The following is a 20,199-nucleotide window of genomic DNA, read 5'->3' on the forward strand; positions in this document are numbered from 1 at the left end:
TGCGCATGGGGCACGCCAGTTTTCAGGCATCGCTTGCGTAGCGGATGCCGTATTGAATGACGGAATAGAGCCGACAACATGACAACCCAAAACCTACTCGTCGAACTGTTTGTGGAAGAGCTGCCTCCCAAGGCGCTCCAGAAACTGGGCGATGCCTTCGCCACTGTGCTGGGCGACCAGCTCAAGACCCAGGGTCTGGCCAGCGCCGCCTCTGTGGTCACACCGTTCGCCTCGCCCCGCCGCCTGGCCGCCCATGTGACCGCCGTGGCCGACAAGGCGGCCGACAAGGCTGTGCAGCAAAAGCTGATGCCCGTGACCGTGGGCCTGGACAAGGACGGCAATGCCACCCCTGCGCTGCTGAAAAAGCTGCAAGCGCTGGGTGCGGATGTGTCCAACCCCGCAGCCGCCGTGGCCGCCTTGAAGCGCGCCCAGGACGGCAAGGCCGAAGCCCTGTTCTACGACAGCGTGGTGCCCGGCGCGACGCTGCAGGCCGGTTTGCAAAAGGCCTTGGACGAAGCCATCGCCAAGCTCCCCATCCCCAAGGTGATGAGCTACCAGCTCGAAACCGATTGCGGCATGGACAACTTTTTGCCCGGCTGGACCAGCGTGAACTTTGTGCGCCCCGCCCACGGCCTGGTGGCGCTGCACGGCAGCACCGTGGTGCCCGTGAAGGCGCTGGGCCTCACCGCAGGCAACAGCACGCAAGGCCACCGCTTTGAAGCGGCCGTGTCGCCCGTGGTGCTGGCAGACGCCGACAGCTACGCCGCTACGCTGCAAAAAGACGGTGCCGTGATCGCCAGCTTTGCCGAGCGCAAGGCTGAAATCGCCCGCCAGCTGGCCGCGGCCGCCGCCAAAGTGGGCAACGGTGCCCGCCCCATTGAAGACGATGCCCTGCTCGACGAAGTGACCGCGCTGGTCGAGCGCCCCAACGTCGTCATCTGCCAGTTTGAAGAGCAGTTCCTGGGCGTGCCACAAGAGTGCCTGATCCTCACGATGAAGGCCAACCAGAAGTACTTCCCGCTGCTGGACGCTGCAGGCAAGCTGACCAACAAGTTCCTGGTGGTGAGCAACATCAGCCCCGAGGACACCAGCTTTGTGACCGGCGGCAACGAGCGCGTGGTGCGCCCCCGTCTGGCCGATGCGAAATTCTTCTTTGACCAGGACCGCAAGAAAACCCTGGCCTCGCGCGTCGAAGGCCTGGGCAAGGTCGTTTACCACAACAAGCTGGGCACGCAGGGCGAGCGCGTGGAGCGCGTGCGCGCCATTGCCAAAGCCATCGCACAGCAGCTGGGCGACGCTCAATTGGTGGCAGACGCGGACCAAGCCGCTTTGCTGGCCAAGACCGACCTCGTGACCGACATGGTGGGCGAGTTCCCTGAGCTGCAAGGCATCATGGGCGGCTACTACGCCCTGAACGACGGCCTGGGCGAGACCGTGGCAAACGCGATCGAAGACCACTACAAGCCCCGCTTTGCGGGCGATGCGCTGCCCCGCAACACCGCAGGCGTGGTGGTGGCCCTGGCCGACAAGCTCGAAACCCTGGTCGGCATGTTCGGCATTGGCAACCTGCCCACCGGCGACCGCGATCCGTTCGCGCTGCGCCGCCATGCGCTGGGCGTGATCCGCATGCTGGTCGAAAAGGACTTGCCGCTGAACTTGAGCGCATTGCTGGCCGGTGCCGTGCCTGCCTTTGGCGACAAGATCACCGATGCCTCGGCGCAGCTCGCCGATTTCATCTACGACCGCCTCGCAGGCAGCCTGCGCGAGCAAGGCTACAGCGCGCAGGAAGTGGACGCCGTGCTGGCCCTGCGCCCACAGCGCCTGGCCCTGGTGCAAAAGCAGCTGGCGGCCGTGCGTGCCTTTGCCGCGCTGCCCGAAGCCCCTGCGCTGGCCGCTGCCAACAAGCGCGTGGGCAACATCCTGAAAAAGGCCGAAGTGGAAGGCCCCGTGGACGCACACGTGAACCCCGCGCTGCTGCAAGAGCAGGCCGAGAAGGATTTGTTCGCCGCCTTGCAGCGCTTTGTGCCCGAGGCCAATGCGCAGTTTGATGCGGGCGACTACACCGCCAGCCTGCAGACCCTGGCCGTGCTGCGCGCGCCGGTGGATGCGTTCTTTGACGACGTGATGGTGAACGCCGAGCAACTGGATCTGCGCCTGAACCGCCAGGGCCTGCTCAAGAGCCTGCACGAAGCCATGAACCGCGTGGCCGACCTGTCGCGCCTGGCCGCTTGAGGCCCTGCGGCCTGATGTGCATTTGGTGGCTCTGGTAGGCTGGTGCTGGTGACCTCGCAACGGAAGCAACCCATGAAACTCGCCATCCTCGACCGTGACGGCCTGCTCAACGCCTTGGGCGATGACTACATCACCTCGGCGGACGACTGGGTGCCTGTGCCGGGCGCGCTGGAGGCCCTTGCACGGCTGGACCACGCGGGCTGGCATGTGGTGGTGGCCACCAACCAGCCCGGGCTGGGCCGGGGCTTGCTGGATGTGGTGGCCCTTAACGCCATCCACACCAAAATGCACCGGCAGATGGCGGCGGTGGGCGGGCGCATCGACGCCGTCTTCTACTGCCCCCACACCGCCGAAGAGGAATGCAGCTGCCGCAAGCCCGCCCCGGGCCTGCTGGAGCAGATTTGCGAGCGCTATGGCGTGGAGCCGCACGATGTGCTGGTGGTGGGCAACTGCCAGGCGCACCTGCAAGCGGGGGCCGCCCTGGGGGCCAAGTTGCACCTGGTGTGCACCGGCCATGCCGCCGGGCTGCAGCCGGGGCAGGCGCTGCCCGAGGGCTGGCCTGCGGGCATTCAGGTGCATGCCAGCCTGGCGCAATGGGTAGAGCAACTGTTGCCCGCAACGCCGCAGTCGCAGCCTGTTCCGGCACCGTCGGCGGTGGGTTGATACTATAAAAAATATAGCTGCTGGCGCTTGTATATAGGGCGCTGGAGGCCAGAAAGACTGAAAACTATGGCGCTGATCCGTTCCATCATCCACATGCTGTGGATGGCCATCACCGTGGTGCCCTACACCCTGGCCATCGTGCTGGGTTCGTTGTTCGGGATGCGCGGCACGTCGCTGTACCGCATTGCCCGCGCCTGGCTGTCGATTTGTGTGCACAGCGCTCGTCCGCTGCTGGGCATCCAGTACCGCGTCACCGGCATGGAGCACCTGCCCCAGGGCGAGAAAAGCGGTGCGGTGTTGCTGTGCAAGCACCAGTCCACGTACGAGACGTTTTTGATGCCAGCCATCATGCCGCACCCCCTGGCCTACGTGTTCAAGAAAGAGCTGCTGTACGTGCCGTTCTTTGGCTGGTCCATCGGGCGGCTGGACATGATCCACATCGACCGCAGCTTGCGCGCCAAGGCGTTCAACAAGGTGGTGCAGCAGGGCAAGGCGCTGCTGGCCAAGGGCACCTGGGTCATCATGTTCCCCGAAGGCACGCGTGTGGAGCGGGGGCAGAAGGGCCAGTACAAGAACGGCGGCACCCGGCTGGCCATCGACACCGGCGTGCCGGTGATTCCGATTGCCGTCACATCGGCCAAGGTGTGGCCACGCAAGGCCTTCATCAAAAAGCCGGGCGTGGTGGATGTGTCCATTGGCCCCGCCATTGCCTCGGCCGGCCGCCAGCCCGACGAGCTGATGCGCGAGGTGGAAGCGTGGATCGAGGCTGAAATGCGCCGCCTCGACCCCGAAGCCTATCCCGCAGAGCCCCAGCCCCTGGCCGCGCCCGCACAGGGCGGCAGCGCCGACTGATCTCGCTTCACGCAACCCTGCCATGCGCCAGCACCCCGCACAACGCCACCCGCCGGTGCCCGCCGTTGACGGCCCCAGCGCATGGCGTGGCCCGCGCGTGGCGGCTGGCAGCCTGTGATGAAGCGCCTGGTGCAGTTGGCCCTGGATTTTTTTGACGCCTCGGCAGGGGCGCGTGGCACAGCGCAAGCGCCCGCCGCTTCGCCTGCCCACCCGCGCAGCGGCACTCAGCCCAGCGTGCCTGGCCCCTCGGGTTTGAAGCAAAAAGTGCCTGCAAGGCGCACCCGCAAAGCGCCGCCAGCTCCTGAAAAAATAGCAAACTCTGCACCGCCCACGGCGCCACTGCCAACGCTATTGGCCCCTGCTGAATTCCGCCACCCCCAGGCCAACCGCGAGGTGCTGCTGGGCGACGCCCTGGTGGCCTATGCCCTGCACCGCTCGCGCCGCCGCACCATTGGTTTCACCGTGGGTGCGGATGGCCTGGCCGTGCGCGCCCCCAGCTGGGTGGCCCTGTCGGCCGTGGACACCGTGCTGCGCGAACGCAGCGCCTGGGTGATGACCAAGCTGGTGCAGGCGCGCGAGCGCCAGCAGCGCCTGGAAAGCGGCCGCATTGTGTGGGCCGATGGCGTGCAGCTGCCTTACCTGGGCCAGCCCCTGCAGGTGGTGCTGGATGCCACGCAAAGCCGCAGCGGCCGGGGCGGGGCCCTGCATGCTGCCGCGCCCGACACCCCGGCGCGGCTGGTGATTGGCCTGCCGGCAGATGCCAGCGCCACGCAGATCCGCGATGCCGTGCTGGCCTGGCTGATGCGCGATGCGCGCCGCCACTTCACCGAGCGGCTGGACCATTTCGCGCCGCTGCTGGGTGTGCAGTGGACGAGCCTGCGCCTGTCCAGCGCCGAAACCCGCTGGGGCAGCGCCAAGGCCGATGGCTCCATTCGCCTGAACTGGCGCCTGCTGCACTACCGCCCCGCCGTCATCGACTACGTGGTGGCGCACGAACTGGCCCACCTGCGCGTGATGGACCACAGCCCGCGCTTTTGGAACACCGTGGCCACCGTGGTGCCCGACTATGCCGCGCTGCGCAACCAGCTGCGTGAAGAGCCCGCGCCCCTGTGGTGATGGCGCGCTGCCGCAGCCACACCGCTTTTCAAGAACAAGCCCGACTGAACCGACCGAATGGAAAGGATTGCACCCATGACCTCATCTGCTACCCCCACCGTGATCCCCGCCGAAGGCTACGCCGGCGACGTCACCCCCCAGCAAGCCTGGCAGTGGGTGCAGGAAGGCAAGGCCGTGCTGGTGGATGTGCGCAGTTCGGCCGAAATGGAATGGGTGGGCCGCGTGCCCGGCGCTGCCGCCGTGCCCTGGAAGCAATGGCCCGGCATGGCCATGAACCCCGACTTTGATGCCCAGCTGCGCGCCGCCGTGCCCGCCGGGCAAAGCGCCGTGCTGCTGTGCCGCAGCGGCGTGCGCTCCATTGCCGCCGCCAAGCGCGCCACCGAGCTGGGGCTTACCGCCTACAACATTCTGGAAGGCTTTGAGGGCGACCCGGACGACAACGGCCAGCGCGGCAAAAAGGGCGGCTGGCGCTTTCGTGGCCTGCCCTGGCGGCAGGGCTGATCGCCCGGCCTGAGGCGGCGCCCCTGCAGGGGCTTGGCACTCTGGCATCGGCCAAAGATGAAATGAGTGCTCCTAAAAAAAGAGCTGCCAGCGCTTGTGTATCAAGCGCTGGCAGCTCTTTTTGCTTAAAAAATACCGCTCACTGCGCCAGGGGTGGAATGCGCAGCTTCTGGCCAGGGTAGATCTTGTCGGGGTGGCTCAGCATGGGTTTGTTCGCCTCGAAAATCACGGGGTACTTGTTGGCGTCGCCGTAGTACTTCTTGGCAATGGCCGACAGGGTGTCGCCGCGCACCACGTCGTGGTACTGGGCTTCAGGCGAGGGGGCCGACACGGCCATCAGGTTGTCCACGTCTTTCACACTGGCCACGTTGCCGCAGCACAGGGTGACTTTTTCCTTGGCTTCCTGCGTGGGGGCCTGGCCTTGAACCACCACCTTGCCGCTGGCGCCGTCAAACGCCACCTGCACGCCCTGCACCCCCAGGTTTTGAGACGCGATATAGGCCTCAATGGCGCGCGCAGCCTTGTCGTTCAGGTCTTGCAAGGGGGCCGGGTTGCTGGCCGCTTGCGCCGCTGCGGCCTCCACCTCTTTGCCGCCAAACAGCTTTTCACCCGCTTCTTTGATAAAACTGAAAAGACCCATGAGATACCTCCTAGTGCAGCCAACATTGGAAAGGCCACTGTAGACCGAATGTGCGACAAAAGGGTGTAGGCCAAGCGCGCATGAAAATTGTTGGCAATCACACGGTGCGGCTTGCAGCTTGCCCTGGCCTGCCGTGGCGGCCGGTCGCTCGGCGGGTGACAGTGCCTGTATCGTTGTGTATCCCCTGTTCAGGGGGGCTTGGCAAAACTCGGGATAATCCGCGCCATGACATTTTTGGCCATCGACGTCGGCAACACCCGTCTCAAATGGGCGTTGTACGACGCTCACCGCCCCGGCGCAGCGCTCATCGCGCATGGTGCCGAGTTCCTCGACCACATCGACCGCCTGGCCGAAAGCAGCTGGGCCCAATTGCCTGTGCCCACGCGCATGCTGGGCTGCGTGGTGGCAGGGGACGCTGCCAAGCGCCGGGTGCAGGAGCAGATGGAGCAAATGGTGCGCTGGGATGTGGAGCCGCAATGGGTGGTGTCGTCGGCCGAAGAGGCGGGGCTTACCAACGGCTACGACCACCCTTCGCGCCTGGGGTCAGACCGCTGGGTGGCGATGGTGGGCGCGCGCCACCATGTGCTGGCCCGGGGCCCGGCACGGCCCCTGGTGGTGGTGATGGTGGGCACCGCCGTGACGGTGGAATGCATTGATGTGGACGGCAAGTTCCTGGGCGGCCTCATCCTGCCGGGCCACGGCATCATGCTGCGCGCACTGGAGACCGGCACCGCTGGCCTGCATGTGCCCACGGGCGAGGTGCGCCCCTTTCCCACCAACACCAGTGATGCCCTGACCAGCGGCGGCACCTACGCCATTGCCGGCGCGGTGGAGCGCATGTACCAGCACCTGCTGCAGCACAGCGGCCAGGAGCCCGCCTGCATCATGACGGGCGGCGCGGGCTGGAAGATGGCGCCCAGCATGACCCGGCCTTTCGAGCTGGTGGACAACCTGATTTTTGACGGCCTGCTCGAAATCGCCTCGCGCCGCTTTGGCGCCTGAGCGGGTCAGCGGCAGGTAGCCGCTGGTAGCCGCTGGGGCGTGAGGCTTGCTCAGCTTTCCTCGTGCAGCTCGGCCCGTGCCATGGCCACGTGCAGCTCTTCCATCGCGTCCATCGGCTGGCAGGCTGCGGCGCGTTCATACAGCGCGGTGGCTTCGTCAATGCGTTCGTCGCCTTCGAGCATGACCAGGGCGTTGGCGTAGTCCACCATGCCAATGGCCGAGCCGGGTTGCAAGGCCAGCGCTTCTTCAAACAGCTGCAGGCAGACTTCTTTCTTGGCGCCATAGGTCATGCCGCCCACCATCGCCCCCACTTTGTCGATGACTTCTGCGTGGAAGGTGCCCAGCGCAATGCGCGCTTCCACATGCCGGGGCGACAGGGCAATGGCTTTTTCCAGCGATTCTTTCACCTGCTGGCCGAGCCCCTGCGCCAGGGCCTTGGCCACGCTGATGCCCTGGCAGTAGCGGCCCAGGGCGTAGGCGTTCCAGTACCAGGCGTTGGCGTGCTGCGCGTTGGCGGCAGCCTGTGCCTGGGCACGCTCGGCAATCTGCATGAACAGCCCGAGCCGCGTTTGCTCGCGCGGCTCCAGGTAGGTGGCGTACACCGCCGTGGCCTTGTTGGCAGCCGTGATGCCCGCGCCGCCTGCGGCCAGGCCTGCTTCTACCGCTTTTTGAAACTCGCCGTTATGGAACAGCACCCAGGCGTGCAGCACGGCGGGGTCCTGGGGCAGGGGCTCCGCGTCTCCCAGGTGCAGCTGGCTCCATTGTTGCTGCACACGGGTGGTATCCCAGGCGTAGTCGCCTGCGTGGGGGAAGGGGGTCCAAGGTGCCATGGGTGTCTCCGTCATGTTGTTGTTGATCGTGTGGTGGCGAGTCAGCCCGCCGGTGGGGCATAGGCCTGCGCCAGGGCTTGCAAGTGGGCACGCTGCGTGGCTTCCAGGTAGGGCTCCAGCAGGTTGAGCACGTGCCGCGCGCCGCGCAGCAGGGCATGGTGGGCGTTGCCGGGCTCCAGCGCATGGCGCGGGTCGCGCACGTATTCGTAGCTGAGCCAGTAGGTCAGTACCACCACCATGCTGGTGGCGGTGGTGGGCAAGGCCGCACGGGTCTCTGGGCCGGGCAGCAGCGCCTGTGCTTGCTGCATGCCTTCGAGCATGGTGTGCACGGCCTTTTCCTTGCGGTGCAGCACAGCCTGGAAATGGGTTTCCAGGCGGCGGTTTTTGGACAGCAGGTCGTTGAGGTCGCGGTACAGAAACCGGTATTCCCAGATCAGCTCGAACAGGGTGTGCAGGAAGAACCAGGCGTCTTCCACGTTGTGCACGCTGTCGCTGGCCTGCAGCAGCCCATTCAGGGCCTCTTCGTACTGGTCAAACAGGGTGTTGATCAGCGCGTCTTTGGCCGGGTAGTGGTAGTACAGATTGCCGGGGCTGATGCCCAGCTCGGCAGAAATGGCGGTGGTGGACACATTGGGCTCGCCGAACCGGTTGAACAGGTCCAGTGTCACTTCCAGAATGCGTTGCGCCGTGCGGCGTGGCGCTTTCTTAGCCATGGGAGTTGCCCTTTTCGCGCTGAGTGGGATGCGTCTGTGCCCACCACTCTAACGCAGCCCCATTTGCTGCGATGCAGCATTCATCGCAGCAATGCTTGGGGGTTTCCCGGCCAGTGTCGGCTTGGCTGCGTGCGGGCCTTGCGCGCTGGGCTTCGCGCAAGGCCGGGGCAGACGCCTACTTGGCGGCAGGCTTGCGGGCGCGGGGTGCAGCCTTTTTGGCGGGTGTGGGGGGCGTTGGCTTGCCCGCAGTTTTGCCTGCGGCCTTGGCGGTACGCGCTGCCGGGGCCTTGCGGCTTTTGGCCAATTCCTGGGTCAGCGCATCAATGCGCTCGTTCAGCGCCTGCAGGTCGCGTGCGGTGGGGATGCCCAGCCGGCCCAGGGCCTTGGCCACGCGGTCTTCAAAAATGGTTTCCAGCTTGTCCCACTGACCGGCAGCACGCGAGCCCATCTCTGTGGCTGCGCTGGTCATGCGCTGGGCGGCTTCGGTGATTTTTTCCTCTGCCACCGTCTGGGTCTTGCGCTGCATGTTCACGCCTTCCTTGACCAGCGCCTCAAACACCTTGCCGCCCTCGGCTTGCGCCTTGGAAAACGCCCCCAGCCCGGCCAGCCAGATCTGCTGGGCCGATTCCTTTACGGCGTCGCTGAACGGAACGGCGCCGGATGCCATGTCTTCGGGACCGAAGGGGAAAGACTTCTTGGTTGCCATGTAGAGCCTCCTGTGGCGGTTGGTGAACAAACACATTCCACTGTACGGCGGGTTGGGGCGCATGGGTTAGGGGCGTGTGCCTAGAAAGCGGCCGATATAGCGGTGCCGGGTGGCGCACCCTGGCACAAATACTGTTACAGGCCCGGGGCCAAGGATGGGATAATCGCCAGCTTCGCCTGCAGGCGTATCAACACTGCCCATCTTATGATTTTGGTAACTGGCGGCGCCGGCTTCATTGGCGCCAACTTCGTGCTCGACTGGATTGCCAACGGCGACGAGCCCGTGGTCAACCTCGACAAGCTCACCTACGCTGGCAACCTGCACAACCTCGATAGCGTGCAGGGCAACCCCCGCCACATCTTCGTGCAGGGCGACATTGGCGACACCGCCTTGCTTACGCGCCTGCTGGCCGAGCACCAGCCCCGTGCCATCGTCAACTTCGCCGCCGAATCACATGTGGACCGCTCCATCCACGGCCCCGAAGACTTCATCCAGACCAACGTCGTCGGCACTTTCAGGCTTTTGGAGGCTGCAAGGCAATACTGGCAAGCGCTGCCAGCTATCAAAAAAGAAGCGTTCCGCTTCCTGCACGTCTCCACCGACGAGGTCTATGGCACCCTCTCAGCTACCGACCCCGCCTTCAGCGAAGACAACCGCTACGAGCCCAACAGCCCGTACTCGGCCAGCAAGGCTGCATCCGATCACCTGGTGCGCGCCTGGCACCACACCTACGGCCTGCCCGTGCTCACCACCAACTGCAGCAACAACTACGGCCCGCTGCACTTCCCGGAAAAGCTCATCCCCCTCATGATCGTCAACGCCCTGGCAGGCAAAAACCTGCCCGTGTACGGCGACGGCATGCAGGTGCGTGATTGGCTGTACGTGCGCGACCACTGCAGCGCCATCCGCCGCGTGCTCGAAGCCGGGCGCCTGGGTGAGACCTACAACGTGGGCGGTTGGAACGAAAAGCCCAACATCGAGATCGTCAACACCGTGTGCGCCCTGCTCGACGAGCTGCGCCCCCGCGCCGACGGCCAGAGCTACAAAACGCAGATCACCTACGTCACCGACCGTCCTGGCCACGACCGCCGCTACGCCATCGATGCCCGCAAGATCGAGCGCGAGCTGGGCTGGAAGCCTGCCGAGACCTTTGACACCGGCATCCGCAAGACCGTGCAGTGGTATCTGGACAACCCCGAGTGGGTGGCGCAGGTGCAATCGGGCGCCTACCGAGAATGGGTGCAAAAGCAATACCAGGCCGACCCAGCCGCAAAGGCCGTGGCATGAACATCCTGCTCTTCGGTAAAGGCGGCCAAGTGGGCTGGGAGCTGCAACGCAGCCTGGCCGTGCTGGGCCACGTCACGGCGCTGGACCACGACAGTACGGACCATTGCGGCGACTTTGCCAACCCCGAAGGCGTTGCCGCCACGGTGCGCGCCCTGCGCCCTGACGTCATCGTCAACGCCGCCGCGCACACCGCTGTAGACAAGGCCGAGAGCGAGCCCGAACTGGCCCGCCTGCTCAACGCCACCACCCCCGGCGTGCTCGCCCGCGAGGCCGCCGCCCTGGGCGCCTGGCTGGTGCACTACAGCACCGACTACGTGTTCGACGGCAGCGGCACCCGCCCCTGGGTCGAGACCGACACCCCCGCGCCCCTGAGCGTGTACGGCCGCACCAAGCTCGAAGGCGAACAACTCGTCCAGCAATCGGGCGCCAAGCACCTCATCCTGCGCACCAGCTGGGTGTACGCCGCACGCGGCGGCAACTTTGCCAAGACCATGCTGCGCCTGGCGCAAGAGCGCGAGCGCCTCACCGTCATCGACGACCAATGGGGTGCCCCCACCGGTGCCGAGTTGCTGGCCGACGTGACCGCCCACGCCATTCGCCACCTGCAGCAACGCCCGCAAGACGCGGGCCTGTACCACCTGGTGGCGGGCGGCGAAGTCACCTGGAACGGCTACGCGAAATTCGTGATTGAGCACGCCAGTAAAGCGCAGTCAGCTATAAAAATAATAGCAAAAGAAATTGCACCCGTGCCCACAAGCGCCTTCCCCACCCCCGCCGTCCGCCCGCACAACTCGCGCTTGAATACGACCAAGCTGCAAACCACCTTCGGCCTGACCTTGCCGCACTGGCAAACCGGTGTCGAACGCATGCTGACCGAAATCCTATAAGCCCATCCGGACAGCGGCGCCCCTTGCGCCCTGCACCGATGGGCTGGCCCCTTGAGGACTTGCCCCATGACCCCACCCACCTCCCAGCGCAAAGGCATCATCCTGGCCGGCGGCTCTGGCACGCGCCTGCACCCGGCCACCCTGGCCATCAGCAAGCAACTGCTGCCGGTGTACGACAAGCCCATGATCTACTACCCGCTCAGCACCCTCATGCTGGCGGGCATCCGCGACATCCTCATCATCAGCACCCCTCAAGACACGCCGCGCTTTGAACAACTGCTGGGCGACGGCAGCCAATGGGGCCTGAACCTGCAATACGCCGTGCAAGCCAGCCCCGACGGCCTGGCCCAGGCCTTTGTGATCGGTGAGCAATTCGTCGGCAACTCCCCCTCAGCCCTGGTGCTGGGCGACAACATCTTCTACGGCCACGACTTCCACGAACTGCTGGGCAACGCCATGCAGCGCGAACAAGGCGCCAGCGTCTTTGCCTACCACGTGCACGACCCCGAGCGCTACGGCGTGGCCGAATTCGATGCCCAGGGCAAAGTGCTGAGCCTCGAAGAAAAGCCCCAGGCCCCCAAGTCCAGCTACGCCGTCACCGGCCTGTACTTCTATGACAACCAGGTCGTAGACCTGGCCAAGAGCCTGAAACCCTCCGCACGCGGCGAATACGAAATCACCGACCTGAACCGCCTGTATCTCGAGCAAGGCCAGCTCAACGTCGAAATCATGGGCCGGGGCTACGCTTGGCTCGACACCGGCACCCACGAAAGCCTGCTCGAAGCGGGGCAGTTCATCGCCACGCTGGAGCACCGCCAGGGCCTCAAGATTGCCTGTCCGGAAGAGATTGCGTGGCGCTATGGGTGGATTGATGCGGCTCAGCTGGAGAAGCTGGCCAAGCCGCTTGCCAAGAACGGGTATGGGCAGTACCTGCAACGAATCCTGAAAGAGACGGTGTACTGATGAAAGCAACGCGACTGGCCATTCCTGAAGTGGTGCTGATTGAACCCAAAGTGTTTGGCGACGCTCGAGGCTTTTTCTTTGAAAGCTTCAACCAGAAGGCCTTTAACGAGGCCACGGGCACCAATCACCAGTTCGTGCAGGACAACCACAGCCGCAGTGCCAAGGGTGTGCTGCGTGGTTTGCATTACCAGATCCAGCAGCCCCAGGGCAAACTTGTGCGGGTGGTGCGAGGCGCGGTGATTGATGTCGCAGTGGACATCCGCAAAAGCTCTCCCACTTTTGGTCAGTGGGTGGCTGAGGAATTGAGCGAGGACAACCACCGTCAGCTTTGGGTGCCCCCCGGTTTTGCGCATGGGTTTGTGGTGCTCAGTGACATCGCCGAGTTTTTGTACAAAACCACTGACTACTATGCGCCGCAATTTGAGCGCTGCATTGCGTGGAATGACCCGGATCTGGCGATTGATTGGCGACTGGGCGGTGTTACCCCGTTGCTCTCAGCCAAAGACGCAGTGGGTTTACCCTTGGCTCAGGCAGAGCTTCCATGAATCCCCACGCGACAGCATCAGCCTCCCCCGTGGGGGCTGTGCGTTCCCTTTGGGCAAACCGGCAATTGATTGCTCGCATGGGTCAGCGCGAAATCATCGGACGCTACAAGGGCTCGGCGATGGGGCTCGCGTGGTCATTCATCACGCCACTGTTCATGTTGGCGATCTACACCTTCGTGTTTTCCGTAGTGTTTCAGGCGCGCTGGGGAACGAGTGAGGAGTCCAAGACCCAGTTCGCTGTGGTGCTGTTTGCCGGGTTGATTGTTCACACGCTGTTTTCCGATGTCATCAATCGGGCGCCACAGCTGGTGCTTGGTAACGTCAACTATGTCAAGAAGGTTGTGTTTCCCTTGGAAATCCTGCCGGTAGTACAGCTGTTGTCCGCCACGTTCCATGCTCTGGTCAGTGTGGTGGTGCTCATCGCGGCCCAGTTGGTTTTTCAAGGCAGCTTGCCGATCACCGCACTGCTGCTGCCTGTGGTGTTGCTACCGTTTTTGTTGTTGACGCTGGGGCTTGCCTGGTGGTTGGCATCCTTGGGTGTGTTTGTGCGCGATGTGGGGCAGACCATCAGCTTGGTCACTTCCGTGATGTTGTTCATGTCCCCCGTGTTTTTTCCGGTGCAATCTCTGCCACCTGATTTGCAACCCTGGATGCACCTCAATCCTTTGACTTTTGTGATCGAGCAAGTGCGTGAGGTCGTGGTGTGGGGGCGATTGCCTGATTGGCAAGGTTTGGCTGTTTACAGTATTGCCTCCATAGCTACCGCTTGGCTGGGGTTCGCCTGGTTTCAGAAAACACGCAAGGGGTTTGCAGATGTCCTATGAACCCCAGGCGCTGAACTCGGACAACGATACGGTCATACAAGTCCAAGGCCTGCAGAAGTGCTTTCAGATTTATAACTCCCCAGGCCAGCGACTACGGCAGTTTTTGCAGCCTCGCGTGCAGCGTTGGTTGGGCCGGGACGTACAACGCTATTACCGGGAGTTCTGGGCCTTGCGCGATGTCTCGTTTGAAATTCGCAAAGGCCAGACTGTAGGCATCATTGGTCGAAACGGCTCGGGTAAATCCACCCTGTTGCAGATGATCTGTGGCACCCTGCATCCCACAGCAGGGCATGTGGAAGTGCGTGGCCGTGTGGCTGCGCTGTTGGAGTTGGGTTCAGGCTTCAATCCAGAGTTCACCGGCCGCGAGAATGTCTTTTTCAATGCGGGTGTCCTTGGCCAGAGCGAAGAGCGCACGCGCGAAAAATTTGCCGATATCGAAGCTTTTGCTGACATCGGTGAATTCATGGATCAGCCGGTCAAAACCTACTCCAGCGGCATGTTGGTGCGCTTGGCATTTGCTGTGATTGCGCATGTGGATGCGGACATCCTGGTCATCGACGAGGCACTCGCTGTGGGGGATGCCTTCTTTACCCAGAAGTGCATGCGCTTTTTGCGCAGTTTCATGCAGCAGGGCACGGTGCTTTTCGTCAGCCATGACACCGCAGCGGTGAAAAGCCTGTGCGATAAGGTGATCTGGATAGAAAAGGGCCAACTCGTTGAGAGTGGTCCGGCCAAGGAAGTTTGTGATTTGTATCTGCAGGCTTTCTACGAGGAGCAGCAAGGCAAGAGTGCCGAGCCCGTGGTTCGCCCATCAGGCGCACGCCTTGACGCTACCGACTTGCCTTTTCATGATCAGCGCCGCGACTTTCTGAACGCCAGCCCTTTGCGCAATGACATCCGGGTGTTCGAGTTCCAGCCAGACTCCGCATCATTTGGTGAACGAGGCGGGGAGATTGCCAATGTGCAGTTTCTGGACAGGCAGGGCCGCCCTTTGAATTGGGTGGTAGGAGGAGAATCGGTCAGCCTGAAGGTGGAAGCCATTTGCCATCGGCCTCTGCGCTCTCCGATCATCGGGTTTTATGTGAACGACCGAACAGGGCAGGCGCTTTTTGGTGACAACACCTATCTGGCCTACCTGGGTACTGCTCCCGCTTGCCGTGCTGGTGAAACGGTCTGTGCCACCTTTTCATTCGAAATGCCTCGAATGCCCGTGGGTGACTACACAATCACCGTCGCGCTTGCTGACGGAACGCAACAAGAGCATGTGCAACACCACTGGATGCACGATGCGCTCCAGTTCAAATCAGAATCAACCAGTGCATCTGCCGGGCTGGTCGGTATCCCGATGCGCCGGATTTCTCTAGACGTTTTGCCAGCCAACTTGCCGTAGGCTGGGAATGGCCTTGAATGTTGCGCGACTCTATGTCTTACAAAAAATGAACAATACAGATTTGGCCGTTTCACTGGTAGAGCCACGGCGTTTGGTGCTGCCCAACCCTTGGGCGGGGCACATTCCTTTTGCCGCGTGGCTTATCCACCAAATCAAACCCAGAGTGTTGGTCGAGCTGGGTACGCACACAGGCAATTCCTACTGTGCCTTCTGTCAGTCCATCGAAGAGGCGTCTTCTCCAACCAAGGCCTACGCGGTAGATACATGGCAGGGCGATGAGCATGCTGGTCGCTACGACGACAGCGTCTACGAGCAGTTGCGCGCATACCATGACCCCTTGTACGGCAGCTTTTCCACGCTGCTCAGAAAAACCTTCGATCAGGCCTTGGAAGACTTTGCTCCTGGAAGTGTCGATTTATTGCACATTGATGGTTTGCACACCTACGAGGCAGTCAAACATGATTTCGAAACATGGTTGCCGAAGCTGTCTGACCGTGGTGTAGTACTTTTTCATGACACCTGCGTCCATCGTGATGATTTCGGTGTTCATCGGCTTTGGCAAGAGCTGGCGCAGCAATACCCAGGCTTTAACTTCACGCACTCCAACGGTTTGGGCGTTCTGCTGGTGGGAACGGACAGGCACCCCAGTCTGGCTTCCATGGCAGAGCAGGCGGGCAATTCCCACTGGGAGGTGATGCGCAAACTATTTGCTCGGTTGGGTGCTGAGTTCGAATTACGCTTAACCAACCAGTTTCTTTCCGATCGGTGTGAACACCTGACGCAGGCCATTGACGACAGAGACGCGACATCTTTGAAGCTGTACGCCACGATTGAGGACGCGCAAAAAGAGACTTTGAACCTGCATCAGGTGATCAGCGCAAGAGAATCGGCCCTGAGAGACCTTCACCGGGCCGCCGCGGAAAACGAGGCAGCGCAACAGCAACATTTCTTGCAGGTACAAGAATCGCAACAGGCCGTGATTGAGTCTCAGCGAGCGTCTATTCATTCGCTGCGCGTGGAGCTGGATGGGATGTTGCAGTCAAAGTCCTGGCGACTCACCCGACCATTGCGAGGTTTTCGCCGCGTCTTGGGGCGCCTGGTGGCGAAGACCAGGGCGTCTCGCCCCAAGCGGGCGCTGGACATGCTGCGCGAACAATTAAGGCGGCACGGCCCCATTGGGGTGCTCCGGCGTACTCCGTACTACTGGCGTCAGTTGCGTGCACGCCCTGGCTTGCTGCTGGGGCAGGGCGTGCTGTCTCACGCGCCCGAGTTCCTTCACGCTAACAGCATGAAACGGGAGTTGCGCCTGCACCCTGAGTTGCTGCAGTCCCCCCCGCTGCATTCTGATGTCGGCATTTCGGTGGTCATTCCGACCTTGAACGCGGGGCGAGAATTTGGGTGGCTTCTTCAGAAGCTGTTTGCTCAAAAAGGCATAGGCCGCATTGAAGTCGTTGTGGTGGACTCAGGCTCGAAAGATGGCACGGTGAGTACCGCTAAAAATGCGGGCTGTGTGGTGGTGGAAATATTGCCATCAGAGTTCTCCCACAGCTATGCCCGCAATCGCGGGGCTGACGCTGCCAGTGGCGACTATCTTCTGTTCATGGTTCAAGACGCCTACCCCATCGGCGACCGTTGGATGGCGGGCATGGTCCAGTTTCTTCGTGACCATGCAGAAGACAAAGTGGTGGCCGCATCGTGTGCTGAGTACAGCCGCAGCGACAGCGATGTCATGTATGACTCCATGATTCATACGCACTACCAATTCCTCGGTTGCTTGGATTACGACCGTATTGGAGAGTTGCGCGATTCTGGACATGCATCGTTGCGCTCCCAGGGGCAGTTGAGCGATGTCTCCTGCATGATCGGGCGTGATGTATTCCAGCAGTATCGCTACCGCGGCGACTATGCCGAGGACTTGGACCTCGGCATTCGGCTGATCCAGGACGGCTACCGCGTGGCAATGCTCGCCTCCGTCAAGGTAATTCACTCGCACAACCGGCCTGCGTACTACTACCTTAAGCGGTCGTTTGTCGACGTGGTCTTTCTGGTTGGTTTGTTTCCTGATTTTGAATATCCCCGTATCCACTCCCAGCGTGGGTTGTGCGCGGGTGTGCTTTCGATCGCGGTGCATTTGTCGCGGTGGCTGGCTGCGCCCCTGCCTGCAGAAGGCCAAAGCGTGGCAACCACGCTGCGCGAATGGAGTGATGAATGGCGTCGCCAGTTTGCACGCATCGAACCCCAGGGAGAGTTGCAGTTGGGTGACTCTCGTCTTGACGCCTGGCTGCAGCAGTTCCGTCAGCAGCAGTTGAATTTGCCGGGGCAGCGGCTCAGTGCAGATGAATCCAAAGAGGCACAGCGGTTCTTGGACGCATTTTTGGGGCGCCTGGACCACTTTGCCCACTTTGCCGGGCAAACCTACGGTCCTTCTTCTGACGTATTGATGAACGAGTTGCGCCAGGGCATCGTCAAGATCTATGCGTCGGCAGCAGGTTCTGCGCTGGCCTTCATGTATTTGGATGTGAAGGCCAAGCACTGCGAGGGCGATGCTGCAGCGGCCCAATCTATCTACACTGATCTGAAGGCAGGCGTTTGATGCGCATCGTTTTTGTTCTCCACCAGTTCTATCCAGAGTTTTCTGGCGGTACCGAGCGCGTGGTTCTCAACCTCGCCCGTTGTGCTCAGCGGGCTGGTCACTACGTGCATGTATTGGCGTGCACCATGCGCGACCCAGCCCCTGCGGGCAAGTCTTCGGGCGCATTGGCCGGCGCGCATCACGAGGTATATCAGGGGGTGCCAGTCACGCTCATTCCCCGATCGCTCCTGCCCGCATCTGGCGACTTGGGTTTTGATGTGGCCCCTGCGATGGTGGAACAGGTACGCGACTGGATGCGTGCAGAACGCTTTGAGCTGGTTCATGTGTTTCATACCCTGCGCATGGCATCTGCCCTGCTGGCCGCCCAGCAGTGCGGTCTGCCTTATGCGGTCACACTGACAGACTTCTTTGTCGGCTGCTATCGCATCAATGCAATCAACGCCCAGGGCCAACCTTGCTCTGGCCCCGACGAGGGCAGGAGCTGTGTGCGTGACTGTCTGGTTCCCGAATGGACTGAACCCGCCTTGTTACAGCGACATCAACTCGCCAAGGCCTTGCTGCAAGGGGCGATAGAGCGCGTAGTGCCCTCGGAATATGTGGCTGAATTTTTCAGGGCAGCCTTCCCTGAGCTTCCTTGGCGGGTGATTCCGCACGGCATTGATTTTCTGGCGCTGATGGGCAATGGACAGAGTGTTGTCCACGCTCATGAAGATCTTGCGCCAGAGGCGCCCATCACGCTGGGGTACGTGGGTGCGATCGTTGCGCAAAAGGGCCTGCATATATTGTTGCAGGCGCTGCAGCGTGTGCCATCTGAACGTCTGCGGTTGCGGGTGGTCGGCGGCTTTTACGGCGATCCAGTGCACCAACAAGACATTCGCAACATGATGGCAGCAGATTCCCGGGTGGAGTGGGTGGGGCAGGTGCCTCCGGGCGACGTCGCTGCGGTGCTAAAGCAGGTCGATCTCTTGTGCCTTCCTTCCGTAGTGCCTGAGTCATTTTCCCTGGTATTGCACGAAGCGGCAGTCCTGGGTGTCCCCGCACTCGTCTCAGACCTGGGGGCGCCTCCGGCAAAGATTAAGGCCCACGGAGGGGGGCGCGTTGTGGCTGCGGGTGACGTGAATGCCTGGGCGCAGGCCCTCACAGAAATCCTTGAGATGCCCGACACATTGCCATCATGGCGAACCGGTATGCGCCTGCCTTACCGAGTGGAAGAAGAGGCTTTTTTCTACGAATCCTTGTACCGCCAAGCCGTGGTTCCCCACTAAGGTATCAGCCAACACGCCTTTGAGCAGGTTCTTAGCGAAGCCGCCTGGGCAGCGCGTTCCATTGCGTGCACTGCAGGCACACGGCATGACAGAGCAACGACACCCAGGGTGTGCAAGCCGCTCTAAACCAAACCCAATAGCACGGCCAGCCAAAAAGCCCACTGCGCCGATCTGCGTTGGCGAGCGAGCCCCGCACGCAGGGCGTGGTTGAGACGTTGTACACCGCAAGTGCTGTGCCTTGCCGCGGCAAATGATCTGGCAATACCCTTGCTTTCAGCCGTGAGCAAGGGAGCCAGATCCCGCAGCGCACCTTCTGTCGCATCGCCCCACGCGCGGTAACCTCCCTTCATCAATCTACCCAACCGCTGAGCGCGCTGCAGCAAACCCTTGCGTGCGCCCACTACGTTCGCTGAGTGCTGGCGGTAAAGCAGGCACGGGTGCGGGTCAAAATGCACCTTACCTCCGCAGGCTGTCGCAGCCAGGTAGGCACTCCAGTCGTGCAGCACCATGTTGTCAGCGGCAATCCGCTTCATTGCCTGCAAGAGCGGCACATTCAGCACCATGGTGTTGCCGCTGGCGATGTTTTCCACCAACGCGTTGCACAAGGTGAGTGGGCGCCGAGGCCGAGGCGATAAATACAAGGGTCGCAACTGGGCGTCAGTCACCTGTGTTCGGGCGCAATAGAGGTTGGCCGTAGCAGGGCCTGACTGGTGTGTGTGCCAGTGCACGGCACGCTCCAGCTTGTCGCTCAGCCACACGTCGTCCTGGTCGCAAAACGCAAACAAATCGTGATCGGTGCGGGGTTGTACTGCCTGTAGCAACGCCCAAAAGTTCCGAGCAGCCCCACCCCCCTGTCCCTCAAGCAGAGTGGTTCGATCAGGGTGCCTGTGGGCAAATGCTTGCAAGATATTCCGCGTAGCATCGGTAGATCCATCATCTCTGGCCCAAAGATGCCAGTGACAAAAAGTCTGTTGCTCAATGGAGTGCAACTGCTCTGGCAGGTGCTCCGCCCCCTGGTAGGTGGCCAGCAGGATGTGGGTGGTGGTGTTCACTGACAAGCCTTCAAACAGTATTCTCGTTTTGCCTTCCGTTGGGCCTGGGGCAACAAAAACGCGAAAGAGGCTTTCTGATCCATGGGTACGTGACGTTTTTCAGCTTCGATAGGCTCGCAGGTGGCCTGGGTTGCTCGC

General features: G+C 62.2%; 19 protein-coding genes. 14 read left to right on the top strand and 5 right to left on the bottom strand.

Features of this window, described 5'->3' with window-relative positions:
* Window positions 1–78 precede the first annotated feature (78 nt).
* The 5 genes from glyS (at window position 79) to IHV84_RS01815 (ending at window position 5,364) form a co-directional block, all read left to right on the top strand.
* Window positions 79–2,232, top strand: a complete 2,154-nt coding sequence (glyS, locus tag IHV84_RS01795; protein ID WP_198845563.1) for a glycine--tRNA ligase subunit beta — start codon at window positions 79–81, stop codon at window positions 2,230–2,232.
* 72 nt (window positions 2,233–2,304) lie between these two features.
* Window positions 2,305–2,895 (top strand): D-glycero-beta-D-manno-heptose 1,7-bisphosphate 7-phosphatase, encoded by a 591-nt coding sequence (gene gmhB / locus IHV84_RS01800; RefSeq protein WP_198845564.1) that lies wholly within the window; start codon window positions 2,305–2,307, stop codon window positions 2,893–2,895.
* Between the two features lie 66 nt (window positions 2,896–2,961).
* Complete coding sequence (locus IHV84_RS01805) at window positions 2,962–3,747, top strand: 1-acyl-sn-glycerol-3-phosphate acyltransferase (RefSeq protein WP_198845565.1); 786 nt, start codon at window positions 2,962–2,964, stop codon at window positions 3,745–3,747.
* Between the two features lie 117 nt (window positions 3,748–3,864).
* Window positions 3,865–4,863 (top strand): M48 family metallopeptidase, encoded by a 999-nt coding sequence (locus IHV84_RS01810; protein ID WP_198845619.1) that lies wholly within the window; start codon window positions 3,865–3,867, stop codon window positions 4,861–4,863.
* A gap of 75 nt (window positions 4,864–4,938) precedes the next feature.
* On the top strand, window positions 4,939–5,364 hold the full coding sequence (locus tag IHV84_RS01815; RefSeq protein WP_082753246.1) for a rhodanese-like domain-containing protein: 426 nt from the start codon (window positions 4,939–4,941) through the stop codon (window positions 5,362–5,364).
* 139 nt (window positions 5,365–5,503) lie between these two features.
* On the opposite strand, the gene lysM is transcribed toward IHV84_RS01815, so the two are convergent.
* Window positions 5,504–6,004 carry a peptidoglycan-binding protein LysM gene (lysM, locus tag IHV84_RS01820; protein WP_066694149.1) on the bottom strand — a complete coding sequence of 167 codons (501 nt, stop codon included), beginning with the start codon at window positions 6,002–6,004 and terminating at the stop codon, window positions 5,504–5,506.
* Between the two features lie 225 nt (window positions 6,005–6,229).
* Here lysM and IHV84_RS01825 point away from each other — a divergent pair, with 225 nt between their 5' ends.
* Window positions 6,230–7,006: a type III pantothenate kinase gene (locus IHV84_RS01825; protein WP_044395704.1), complete on the top strand. Its 777-nt coding sequence runs from the start codon at window positions 6,230–6,232 to the stop codon at window positions 7,004–7,006.
* 50 nt (window positions 7,007–7,056) lie between these two features.
* Here IHV84_RS01825 and IHV84_RS01830 read toward each other — a convergent pair whose 3' ends face one another.
* From IHV84_RS01830 to IHV84_RS01840, 3 genes are all read right to left on the bottom strand, one after another.
* Window positions 7,057–7,836, bottom strand: a complete 780-nt coding sequence (locus IHV84_RS01830; protein ID WP_198845566.1) for a M48 family metallopeptidase — start codon at window positions 7,834–7,836, stop codon at window positions 7,057–7,059.
* A gap of 41 nt (window positions 7,837–7,877) precedes the next feature.
* A complete protein-coding gene (locus IHV84_RS01835; RefSeq protein ID WP_044395707.1) occupies window positions 7,878–8,549 on the bottom strand; it encodes a TetR/AcrR family transcriptional regulator in 672 nt (223 codons plus the stop codon).
* Between the two features lie 175 nt (window positions 8,550–8,724).
* On the bottom strand, window positions 8,725–9,255 hold the full coding sequence (locus tag IHV84_RS01840) for a phasin family protein (RefSeq protein ID WP_370541157.1): 531 nt from the start codon (window positions 9,253–9,255) through the stop codon (window positions 8,725–8,727).
* Window positions 9,256–9,459: 204 nt separating this feature from the next.
* Here IHV84_RS01840 and rfbB point away from each other — a divergent pair, with 204 nt between their 5' ends.
* The 8 genes from rfbB (at window position 9,460) to IHV84_RS01880 (ending at window position 19,009) form a co-directional block, all read left to right on the top strand.
* Window positions 9,460–10,542 carry a dTDP-glucose 4,6-dehydratase gene (rfbB, locus tag IHV84_RS01845; RefSeq protein WP_198845567.1) on the top strand — a complete coding sequence of 361 codons (1,083 nt, stop codon included), beginning with the start codon at window positions 9,460–9,462 and terminating at the stop codon, window positions 10,540–10,542.
* Window positions 10,539–11,429: a dTDP-4-dehydrorhamnose reductase gene (gene rfbD / locus IHV84_RS01850; protein ID WP_198845568.1), complete on the top strand. Its 891-nt coding sequence runs from the start codon at window positions 10,539–10,541 to the stop codon at window positions 11,427–11,429. Before rfbB ends, rfbD begins: the two co-directional genes overlap by 4 nt.
* Before the next feature lie 66 nt (window positions 11,430–11,495).
* Window positions 11,496–12,392: a glucose-1-phosphate thymidylyltransferase RfbA gene (rfbA, locus tag IHV84_RS01855; protein WP_198845569.1), complete on the top strand. Its 897-nt coding sequence runs from the start codon at window positions 11,496–11,498 to the stop codon at window positions 12,390–12,392.
* Window positions 12,392–12,937, top strand: a complete 546-nt coding sequence (rfbC, locus tag IHV84_RS01860; RefSeq protein WP_198845570.1) for a dTDP-4-dehydrorhamnose 3,5-epimerase — start codon at window positions 12,392–12,394, stop codon at window positions 12,935–12,937. Before rfbA ends, rfbC begins: the two co-directional genes overlap by 1 nt.
* Entirely contained in the window at window positions 12,934–13,761 is an 828-nt protein-coding gene (locus IHV84_RS01865) for an ABC transporter permease (protein ID WP_198845571.1), read from the top strand. The genes rfbC and IHV84_RS01865 overlap by 4 nt, the downstream gene beginning before the upstream one ends.
* A complete protein-coding gene (locus IHV84_RS01870; protein WP_198845572.1) occupies window positions 13,751–15,151 on the top strand; it encodes an ABC transporter ATP-binding protein in 1,401 nt (466 codons plus the stop codon). The genes IHV84_RS01865 and IHV84_RS01870 overlap by 11 nt, the downstream gene beginning before the upstream one ends.
* Window positions 15,152–15,158: 7 nt before the next feature.
* Window positions 15,159–17,744, top strand: a complete 2,586-nt coding sequence (locus IHV84_RS01875; protein WP_198845573.1) for a class I SAM-dependent methyltransferase — start codon at window positions 15,159–15,161, stop codon at window positions 17,742–17,744.
* Window positions 17,744–19,009: a glycosyltransferase gene (locus tag IHV84_RS01880; protein ID WP_198845574.1), complete on the top strand. Its 1,266-nt coding sequence runs from the start codon at window positions 17,744–17,746 to the stop codon at window positions 19,007–19,009. The genes IHV84_RS01875 and IHV84_RS01880 overlap by 1 nt, the downstream gene beginning before the upstream one ends.
* Window positions 19,010–19,131: 122 nt before the next feature.
* Here the strand turns inward: IHV84_RS01880 and IHV84_RS01885 are convergent, their stop codons facing one another.
* A complete protein-coding gene (locus IHV84_RS01885) occupies window positions 19,132–20,061 on the bottom strand; it encodes a glycosyltransferase family 2 protein (RefSeq protein ID WP_198845575.1) in 930 nt (309 codons plus the stop codon).
* Window positions 20,062–20,199 lie beyond the last annotated feature (138 nt).

The organism is Acidovorax sp. IB03, assembly GCF_016406015.1.
In the GTDB taxonomy this organism is placed as follows: domain Bacteria; phylum Pseudomonadota; class Gammaproteobacteria; order Burkholderiales; family Burkholderiaceae_C; genus Acidovorax; species Acidovorax temperans.

Bases quoted from the DNA above. Each gene is read 5' to 3' on its own strand.
- glyS (WP_198845563.1), top strand. From the start codon at position 79: ATGACAACCCAAAACCTACTCGTCGAACTGTTTGTGGAAGAGCTGCCT.
- gmhB (WP_198845564.1), top strand. From the start codon at position 2,305: ATGAAACTCGCCATCCTCGACCGTGACGGCCTGCTCAACGCCTTGGGC.
- IHV84_RS01805 (WP_198845565.1), top strand. From the start codon at position 2,962: ATGGCGCTGATCCGTTCCATCATCCACATGCTGTGGATGGCCATCACC.
- IHV84_RS01810 (WP_198845619.1), top strand. From the start codon at position 3,865: ATGAAGCGCCTGGTGCAGTTGGCCCTGGATTTTTTTGACGCCTCGGCA.
- IHV84_RS01815 (WP_082753246.1), top strand. From the start codon at position 4,939: ATGACCTCATCTGCTACCCCCACCGTGATCCCCGCCGAAGGCTACGCC.
- lysM (WP_066694149.1), bottom strand. From the start codon at position 6,004: ATGGGTCTTTTCAGTTTTATCAAAGAAGCGGGTGAAAAGCTGTTTGGC.
- IHV84_RS01825 (WP_044395704.1), top strand. From the start codon at position 6,230: ATGACATTTTTGGCCATCGACGTCGGCAACACCCGTCTCAAATGGGCG.
- IHV84_RS01830 (WP_198845566.1), bottom strand. From the start codon at position 7,836: ATGGCACCTTGGACCCCCTTCCCCCACGCAGGCGACTACGCCTGGGAT.
- IHV84_RS01835 (WP_044395707.1), bottom strand. From the start codon at position 8,549: ATGGCTAAGAAAGCGCCACGCCGCACGGCGCAACGCATTCTGGAAGTG.
- IHV84_RS01840 (WP_370541157.1), bottom strand. From the start codon at position 9,255: ATGGCAACCAAGAAGTCTTTCCCCTTCGGTCCCGAAGACATGGCATCC.
- rfbB (WP_198845567.1), top strand. From the start codon at position 9,460: ATGATTTTGGTAACTGGCGGCGCCGGCTTCATTGGCGCCAACTTCGTG.
- rfbD (WP_198845568.1), top strand. From the start codon at position 10,539: ATGAACATCCTGCTCTTCGGTAAAGGCGGCCAAGTGGGCTGGGAGCTG.
- rfbA (WP_198845569.1), top strand. From the start codon at position 11,496: ATGACCCCACCCACCTCCCAGCGCAAAGGCATCATCCTGGCCGGCGGC.
- rfbC (WP_198845570.1), top strand. From the start codon at position 12,392: ATGAAAGCAACGCGACTGGCCATTCCTGAAGTGGTGCTGATTGAACCC.
- IHV84_RS01865 (WP_198845571.1), top strand. From the start codon at position 12,934: ATGAATCCCCACGCGACAGCATCAGCCTCCCCCGTGGGGGCTGTGCGT.
- IHV84_RS01870 (WP_198845572.1), top strand. From the start codon at position 13,751: ATGTCCTATGAACCCCAGGCGCTGAACTCGGACAACGATACGGTCATA.
- IHV84_RS01875 (WP_198845573.1), top strand. From the start codon at position 15,159: ATGGCCTTGAATGTTGCGCGACTCTATGTCTTACAAAAAATGAACAAT.
- IHV84_RS01880 (WP_198845574.1), top strand. From the start codon at position 17,744: ATGCGCATCGTTTTTGTTCTCCACCAGTTCTATCCAGAGTTTTCTGGC.